2 protein-coding genes are annotated in these 719 nt (G+C 33.7%); both read left to right on the top strand.

Annotation, left to right across the window (positions count from 1 at the left end; genetic code table 11):
* The coding region (locus ACQRDX_RS09460) for a hypothetical protein (RefSeq protein WP_427896643.1) at window positions 1-191 on the top strand (191 nt) is incomplete at its 5' end.
* Between the two features lie 247 nt (window positions 192-438).
* On the top strand, window positions 439-719 hold a 281-nt coding region (locus ACQRDX_RS09455; protein ID WP_427896641.1), incomplete at its 3' end, for a CopY/TcrY family copper transport repressor.

The following is a 719-nucleotide window of genomic DNA, read 5'->3' as shown; positions in this document are numbered from 1 at the left end:
TCCATGATTATAGGGAGATTATATATGAAATTTTTGATGAAAATTACTCACAAGAAATACCTACTCGTATCAAATGTTTAAGAAAAAAGTATAATTTAAAGCAAAGCGACCTACGATTTTATCAGCGTTTACAGACATTCAAGAGAAATCTCTTGGATGTCTTTTTTGGGCTAAAGCAAGGCTATGATTAGCCTTGGCAAATTTGCCTAACAGCTCCAAACCTGTCATCAAATGAAATCGATGACTTATCAGAATGAGTCGTAGCCTTCATCTCACAGTATAGGTAGATGGCTAATTTCATTTTAAAACTTTCAGTTTTAAGGGACTGACCCCAAAAAGTGAGAATTTAATAAAAAGACTTGACATATTTCGTTTACAATGGTAGATTTATTTTAAACATATTCGTTTACAGTTGTAAACAACTAGGAGGAAAGGAAAATGAGCACAATAGAACTTAATACTTATATCACAGATGCTGAATGGGAAGTCATGCGTGTAGTTTGGGCAAATGATCGAGTAACTAGTAAAACAGTCATCTCTGTATTGAAAGAAAAAATGGACTGGACAGAATCCACTATCAAAACGATCTTAGGTCGATTAGTTGAAAAAGGCGTACTAAATACAGAGCAAGAAGGTAGAAAGTTTATTTACACTGCCAATATTGTAGAGAAAGAAGCCGTAAGGGATTATGCAGAAGATATTTTTAACCGTATTTGCAA

This window comes from Streptococcus sp. SGI.013 (assembly GCF_050315295.1).
In the GTDB taxonomy this organism is placed as follows: Bacteria; Bacillota; Bacilli; order Lactobacillales; family Streptococcaceae; genus Streptococcus; species Streptococcus porcorum.
The sequence above is the reverse complement of the archived record's forward strand: the minus strand, read 5'-3'. Positions and strand labels throughout refer to the sequence as shown.